This is a genomic window from Chryseobacterium salviniae, from assembly GCF_035819015.1.
GTDB lineage: Bacteria > Bacteroidota > Bacteroidia > Flavobacteriales > Weeksellaceae > Chryseobacterium > Chryseobacterium salviniae.
Genome location: NZ_JAYLAA010000030.1, coordinates 1 through 7840, shown reverse-complemented (window position 1 = coordinate 7840; position 7840 = coordinate 1). Strand labels below are relative to the sequence as shown.

Here is a 7840-nt window from a genome sequence, read left to right as displayed (position 1 = left end):
AGATAAAAGATTATGTGAAATATCTGGGATACCGGTTGATAGATTGACCGGTATCTKCTCCATCCTAAACATAGGCATTACTGATGCCTTTGGAGGGAAGATATTAGGTACAAGCGTATTGGCATTTGAACCTGTTTGGCTATTGTATACAGTTGAATACAATAATGTTATCAGTATATATTTTTTTATCATATATTTAGTGTTATTATTTTTTAATCAATTTAGCACTCACCGTTTTATCATTCGTTTTCACGGTCACCAGATACGCCCCCTGAACCAAATTCTGCGTGTTGATCTTCGTGACTTTATTCTTCGTTTTCAGGCTCTGAAGCTGTCTTCCACCCATATCATACACAACAATTTCTGCCTCGGACTTTCCGTCACCCAGCTTCCAGCTTCCATCTTCCATTCCAATCTCCACATACGCATACTCACTCACCGGATTCGGGTAAATTTTAATATCCTGCTTTACAATCAACTGGTCAATCTGCTGATCTCCCAGCTTCACGATCTTCCAGTTCTCTTTCCCCAATTCTTCGGCACTGGTTCCGGCCAAAACAATCGAGCCATCCCGGTTCAATTTAATATCCGAAAGCCTTTCTTCCCTTTTCCTTGATTCTCCTTTCACATGCTTTCGCCACTGTTCATTACCATTCTGATCCAAATACAGCATCCAGAAGGTCTCATCATCACTTTCTATTCTTCCTTCAGCCTGGGTGTAACCTCCCAATAGAATTCCTTTAGACTTCCCGCTTCCATCTTCCTGCTTCCCGGCTATCACGCTCATTCCCATCAGCACATCCCGATTCTTGAAGTTGTAGGATTTCTGCCAGAGGTCTTCCCCTCTTTCGTTTAAAGAAATCAGCCATAAATCTGTTCCTTCTTCAATTCCGACCGTTTTATTCCCAGACCGTTCCGATCTGGATTCGCCTCCGATTAAATAACCTGTGGATGTTAATGCCAAAGTTCTTAGATGGTCATCACCTTTACCTCCGAAATTCTTTTCCCATTCCACTTTCCCGTCTTTTGAAAGTTTGATAATCCAATAATCGCCTTCACCAAAATTTTCGGTAGACTTTGCATAACCGGAAAGTGATTTTGAATGTTGGGCTGAATGGTCTTGCTCCCCTCCTTTGGAAGAGCTGGGGGAGGATTTACTTCTGGAATACGCCCCGAGCAAAGCACCACCGTCCTTTGTAGGAATCATTTTTTCTACTTCATCTAATCCTTTTCCGCCCAATACCAATTGCGATAATTCTTTTCCGTTTTTATCTAATTTAACGACCAATACATCTTTGGATCCGTAACCTTTAGCGGAATTCTGTACATTTCCTGCCACAAAGAATCCCAAATCGGTCGTCTGGATCACCGCCCTGGCTTCTTCATCCGAAGCCCCGCCAACGGTTTTCTGCCACAATTCATCCCCGAATTCATTAATTCTGATCAGCCAAAAATCACTTCCGCCTTTGGAATTATCTTTTTTATCCAGCCCTTTTCCGCTGAATGACGTTCCGGCCAAAACAAATCCACCATCTTGTGTATTCACTGTTGCAGACAGAAAATCATGGTTCTGCCCCGAGAAATATTTTTCCCAGACTTCTTCGCCCTGCTGGTTGAGCTTTATGAGATGAAAGTCGTAACCGTTGTTGGGCTGCTGGCCGGTGGCTGCTGGCAAATGGCTTTTGCCTCCGGCTTTGGATATGCTATTTCCGGTCTGGATAGAACTGCCGGTTATCAGATATTGCTGATCAATAGTAGTGGTAACCTGGGAAAGGAAATCCTGGGTGGAGGATTTGATGTCTTTCTGCCAGACTACTTCCTGGGCAGAAAAGCCCAGAACAGAGCATAAGAACAATGCTCCTGAGTAGATTTTATTCATACGAAGTATTTAATGATATTATATTATTGTTTTGAAGTAAAAAAAGATTTTCTTAAAGGTCTAACGAAATGTTACTTTTAAAAATCGGGGATTCCTGGAAAATAAGAGTATGTTTATCATGGTTTTGTTTTTATTGATTTAAATATAATGAGACTTTAATTCCATTAGGTGCAAAGCTAATCTTCATCCACGACAAAGGGTGTCGTATTATATAAAGGATGCAATTTTTTGTTTGCAGGTTGGAATATTACTCAAAATCCGAAGCGAAAATAGAAAAAATAGTTCTCCGGACAAAGAAATGTAAATGAATTTTATGTGACAAGAAGATGACAGCAAAAAAAGGTTTGCCAACATTATTCATTTATCTTTTTAGTTCATTGATTTTCATACTAAAAAAGATGAATTTTTTAGAAAAATAAACGCGCATAAAAAGCATTCGATTAAAATAAAAAATGATAAATTTTTAAAAAATATTGCCTAACTGTAAAAACCAATTATTGATTGAATGGAGAGGCAAGAAATGGCTGGGGTTTAGAAGGCACAGCACCAAAGCAAAGCCACCCGTTACAGCAGATCTATAGCAGGTGGCTTTTATATGAAATCAATATATCGGCGTTATTTTTCTTCTTTCACTACGGATTTCATGTCTGATAAGGCATGCTTGGAGATCCAGCCGATGACCTGGGAAACGATTCTTGCAATCATTTCGGCTTCGGTGACGGGAGAAACGCCCGGTACCAATTCTGTATAAGATGATTTAGGCAAAGGCTGGGGAAGGATCAGTCCGGTAACTTCAGGATTTGAACCGTTGGCCGGAATACCGGAATACATTTCAACATGCTGGATGAACAGCTGTTCTACAAAATCCTGTATTGATTTGGGAGGGACATTAATTGCCGTAGTTCCCATTGAATGCTGAAGCGTTCCGGGCAGCGAACTGTTTTGAATCCGGGTATAAACGGCACCCGACTTTGTAGAATCTACTATTGCATACGTCTGAAGTGCCAGCAATGAGGCTTCAGTCCAGAAGTTAGGTGATGGGCCGTAAAGGTCGGCTATCTGTTGCAGATCCTGCTTTTGCCAGGCGTGAGGTACGACATCCAGGTCGTTCCAGTGCATGGTATTCCAGCTTTGGTAAGGAAGCGGTTGCGGTTCCCAGCCGGATGGCAATGCAGGAAATGTAGTATTGAAAAGGTTGGCAAAATTGGTCTCTCCCGGAGTGGCTCCTGCAGTAGGATACACCAGCGTAAGATCGAAAGCGTCCAGCTTTTTCTGTTCCTTAAGATACAATGCTAAAGTAGGAGAGAGGGCTCCCGCAAGGCTGTGGCCGCAGAAAATTACAGCAGTATTTTCGGAAAGCTGCGCACTGCTCAGGAATTGCTCAAGCGTGGTTCCCGGAGCTGCGGCGGTTTCTACAGTTGTAAGTCCCAGAAGGTTGCTGATTCCGGTAGCGGTTCCCAGTGAAATATACGGATCGGTCCCGTTGTAATCGGACGGACTGAAACTGGATGGATTATAGGTACTCCAATTGACCACCTGTGAAACGGAAAAATCTTCAGATTCCCAGTCGTATAAGGAATCGGGGTTGGTGGCGGCAATGGCTACGACGTAAGTTGGCATTACAGGTCCCCCCGGAAATGCCACGGCATCGCACTGCGCTACAAATACGGCATTATCGGAAACATCATCATTGTTTTCCTGCAATACGGCAGGTCCCCAAACCAGGTTCCAGCTGCCCAGCACCGGGGTAACCGAAGCATCGGCGGTAGAAGAACCGGTTTGTCCCAGCACGGTTACCGGCGGAACATTATTCAGGTAGAAAGAAAGATCGTACTGCAGCTGTTGCTGTAATTCACTCGCGGTACCTTTGTACCCTGAAGAACGGCCCACAAGGCAGGCCATCCCGAATATCTGCTGGTAAGCATCTAATGTTGGATTTGTCATGATGTATTTTTGTTTTTGGTTGATCGTTTTTTGTTGAATGAGTCTAATGATTATTCATTTAAATAACAGAGTAAATTTCGGGACAAATTGTGATTTGTGAATCCGTGGAAATGACTAAAATAAGGGGTAGGTGTTTGTACGGAATGATTATATTAGATTTAAAATGTAATTATTTTCTTGATTTACAAGTGTTTAATGTTTGATATACAATATGGTATTGGATGAAAGTTCAGAAAATAATACCTTTAAGCATTTTAATTAAGGATAACCATGTCAGAAGAACAGAAACGTCAGCTACAACAGCAACTTTGGAATATAGCGAATACTTTAAGAGGTAAAATGGATGCGGATGAATTCCGTGATTATATCTTAGGATTTATTTTCTATAAATATCTTTCAGAGAAAATTCACTTTACAGCGAATAAAATTTTGCTGGATTCGGGAGAGGATATTGATTACAATGATGTGGACGAAAACACGTATGAAGGAAAAGAAATTGTTGAAGCCATTTATGAAGAAGTTGTTGAAGATTTAGGATATTTCCTGAAACCTTCGGAACTTTTCAGTAATATTGCTAAAAAAGGACATCAGAAACAGGAAGGTAAATCTAATTTTATCTTAGCTGAACTTTCTAAAATCCTTAATAATATTGAGCAATCCACATTAGGCACAAACAGTGAAGATGATTTCGAAGGACTTTTCGATGATTTAGATTTGACTTCTGCAAAATTAGGACGAACTGAAGACGAAAAAAACACACTAATCTCTAAAGTTTTATATCATTTGGATGATATTGACTTCAATTTATCGGATACTAATGCCGATGTATTAGGAGATGCTTATGAATATCTGATTGCACAATTCGCAAGTGGAGCTGGTAAAAAAGCAGGGGAATTTTATACGCCTCAACAGGTTTCTACTATTTTGGCTAGAATTGTGACCAGTAGAAAATCGCAACTAAAATCTGTATATGACCCGACTTGCGGAAGTGGTTCCTTACTTTTGCGTGTTGCCCGTGAAGCAAAAGTAAGCGATTTCTACGGTCAGGAAATGAACCGTACAACTTACAACCTCGCAAGGATGAATATGATTCTTCACGGTGTCAATTACAGCAACTTTGACATCCGTCAGGAAGACACGCTTGAAAAACCTCAACATCTTGATAAAACTTTTGATGCAATTGTAGCCAATCCTCCATTTTCCGCAAAATGGAGCTCTAATGAATTGCTTTTGTTGGATGAAAGATTTTCACAATACGGAAAGTTAGCTCCTTCTTCAAAAGCAGATTTTGCGTTTATTCAGCATATGATTCATCATCTGGATGAAAACGGAATTATGGCAGTGGTAATGCCTCACGGTGTTCTGTTCCGTGGTGCCGCTGAATTAGTTATCCGAAAATATCTGATTAAAGAGAAGAATTATTTAGATGCTGTGATTGGTTTGCCTGCCAATATCTTCTTTGGAACAAGTATTCCTACCTGCATTTTAGTCTTTAAGAAATGCCGTGAAGCTGATGAAGACATTTTATTTGTCGATGCCAGCAAAGAGTTTGAGAAGCAGAAAAATCAAAATGTATTGCTTAATGCTCATATCAACAAAATTGTTGATACCTACCAAAACCGTACGGTAATTGAAAAGTTCAGCCATAAAGCAACTTTACAGGAAGTTGCCGATAATGATTATAATTTAAATATTCCTCGCTATGTCGATACTTTTGAGGAAGAAGAGGAAATTGACATTCAGGCGGTAATGGCAGAAATTAAGGAGCTTGAGGCAAAGCGTTCTCAACTGGATTCTGAAATTGAAGTTTATTTGAAAGAATTGGGATTAGTCAGCTAATTTTTTTTGGCTTAGCAAATCCTCAAGGCTTAGAATTTTAACAAATAAATAATCAAGATGACAGAAGAAAATAAAAGTGTAAAGAATTTTCCTAATTTACGATTTCCGGGGTTTGAGGAAGAATGGGAAGTTACTATTTTAGGAAAGTGCGTATACTCATTTGAATATGGAATGAATGCTTCGGCAATCAAATTTGACGGAGAAAATAGATATATAAGAATTACTGATATTGATGAAAGTTCTTCAAAATATAAGCCTGAATTTCCAGTATCACCTAATGGGCAACTTATAGATAAATACTTAGTTTCTGAAAATGATATTTTATTCGCAAGAACAGGTGCAAGTACAGGAAAATCTTATTTATATAATAAAGATGACGGAAAGCTCTACTTCGCAGGCTTTTTAATTAGAGCAAAAATAAAAGAAGAATTCAATTCATATTTTGTTTTTACACAAACAAAAACAATCCAATATTATAAATGGGTACAGTTAATGTCTATGAGATCTGGCCAACCTGGAATTAATTCACAAGAGTACGCAAGCTATTCATTTAATATTCCCTCAAAAAATGAACAAGATAAAATTGCTTCATTCTTATTACTTCTGGATGAAAGAATTTCAACCCAAAAGAAAATAATTGAACAATTAGAAACCTTAATGAAGGGAGTTAGCTATAAGTTGTTTAATAGAAAAATTAGATTTAAAAATACTGAATTATCAGAATTCCCCTCTTGGGAAAGTAAGAAGGGAAATGAAGTTTTTTCAAATATTTCAAATAAAAATCATAATTCTGATTTACCAATTTTAGCTATAACTCAAGACTATGGAGCTATTCCTAGAGATTTAATTGATTTTCAAATTTCAGTGTCTGATAAAAGTGTTGAAAGTTATAAAGTTGTTGAGAAAGGGGATTTTATAATTAGTTTAAGGTCATTTCAAGGAGGTATTGAATATTCTGAATATAAAGGTATATGCAGCCCGGCATATGTAATTTTAAGGAATAAGATTGAAGTAAATAGTTATTTTTACAAGTATTATTTCAAATCTGAATCTTATATAAAGCAACTCAATAAAAAATTAGAAGGTATAAGAGATGGCAAAATGATTAGTTATGCATATTTTTCTGATATAAATTTACCTTTACCTTCTCTAAATGAGCAAACTAAAATAGCCAATTTTCTCTCTTCCATTCAAGACAAAATAGAAACAGAAAAACAAATTTTAAAAAAATTAGAACTTCAGAAGAAATTTCTCTTGGCTAATTTGTTTGTTTGATAAAAAAGACCTGTCAAGGTTTAAAACTTTGACAAGGCTTTCTCGAAATCCCAAACTCTTAAATAAAAAGATTTTGTAATAAATACTTTTTCTGATTTTCGTATTGAGTTAGTAATTCATTTTCTATGTTTATTTTTTCATCAAACTTTGATAAAAAACGAGCCACTTTATTTTGCATAGCTAAACTTGGAATTGTAATTTTTAGATTCAATAAAGTTTCTTCATGAATCCGTTTACTTCCAGAACCACTAGCTATATCTTCTAACTTTTTATAAAATGATTTTCTTGAAAAAAAATAAAATAGATACTTAGCATTAATTATATCTTCGTTAATATCCAAAGCGGGGACATCTGCGGATGATAAAAAACCATCATATTTTTCAGGAATTATTGCAAAAGCTCCATTAAATAGGTTTTGTTTACCATAGATGAATTGTCCTTTTTTTCTAATAAAATAGTTTGTTGCACCTAATGATAATGAATCTGAATTTTCATTTTTATGAACACCCTTTACATGTAGTTTTACAGTTAACAATTTTTCTTTATCAATAATATTAGGTTTTATTTTGTCTGGAATTGTTAAGAAATCACTTAAAAAAATTGTGTTTAAATCTGATAAATTTTGCTTAAATAACTTTTTAATTATAAAATTCTTTTGCGTTATCAAACCCTCAATTATTTTCTTTTGGGTTGAAATTCTTTCATCCAGAAGTAATAAGAATGAAGCAATTTTATCTTGTTCATTTTTTGAGGGAATATTAAATGAATAGCTTGCGTACTCTTGTGAATTAATTCCAGGTTGGCCAGATCTCATAGACATTAACTGTACCCATTTATAATATTGGATTGTTTTTGTTTGTGTAAAAACAAAATATGAATTGAATTCTTCTTTTATTTTTGCTC

General features: G+C 36.8%; 5 protein-coding genes. 2 read left to right on the top strand and 3 right to left on the bottom strand.

The window, feature by feature from the left end; all coding sequences use genetic code 11:
• Positions 1–205: 205 nt before the first annotated feature.
• Positions 206–1879: a T9SS type A sorting domain-containing protein gene (locus SOP96_RS07580; protein WP_326320380.1), complete on the bottom strand. Its 1674-nt coding sequence runs from the start codon at positions 1877–1879 to the stop codon at positions 206–208.
• A gap of 615 nt (positions 1880–2494) precedes the next feature.
• Positions 2495–3823, bottom strand: a complete 1329-nt coding sequence (locus SOP96_RS07575) for a lipase family protein (RefSeq protein WP_326320379.1) — start codon at positions 3821–3823, stop codon at positions 2495–2497.
• A gap of 270 nt (positions 3824–4093) precedes the next feature.
• On the opposite strand from SOP96_RS07575, the gene SOP96_RS07570 reads away from it, so the two are divergent.
• On the top strand, positions 4094–5662 hold the full coding sequence (locus SOP96_RS07570) for a type I restriction-modification system subunit M (RefSeq protein ID WP_326320378.1): 1569 nt from the start codon (positions 4094–4096) through the stop codon (positions 5660–5662).
• 57 nt (positions 5663–5719) lie between these two features.
• Positions 5720–6937, top strand: a complete 1218-nt coding sequence (locus tag SOP96_RS07565; RefSeq protein ID WP_326320377.1) for a restriction endonuclease subunit S — start codon at positions 5720–5722, stop codon at positions 6935–6937.
• 58 nt (positions 6938–6995) lie between these two features.
• Here the strand turns inward: SOP96_RS07565 and SOP96_RS07560 are convergent.
• The coding region (locus SOP96_RS07560; RefSeq protein WP_326320376.1) for a restriction endonuclease subunit S at positions 6996–7840 on the bottom strand (845 nt) is incomplete at its 5' end.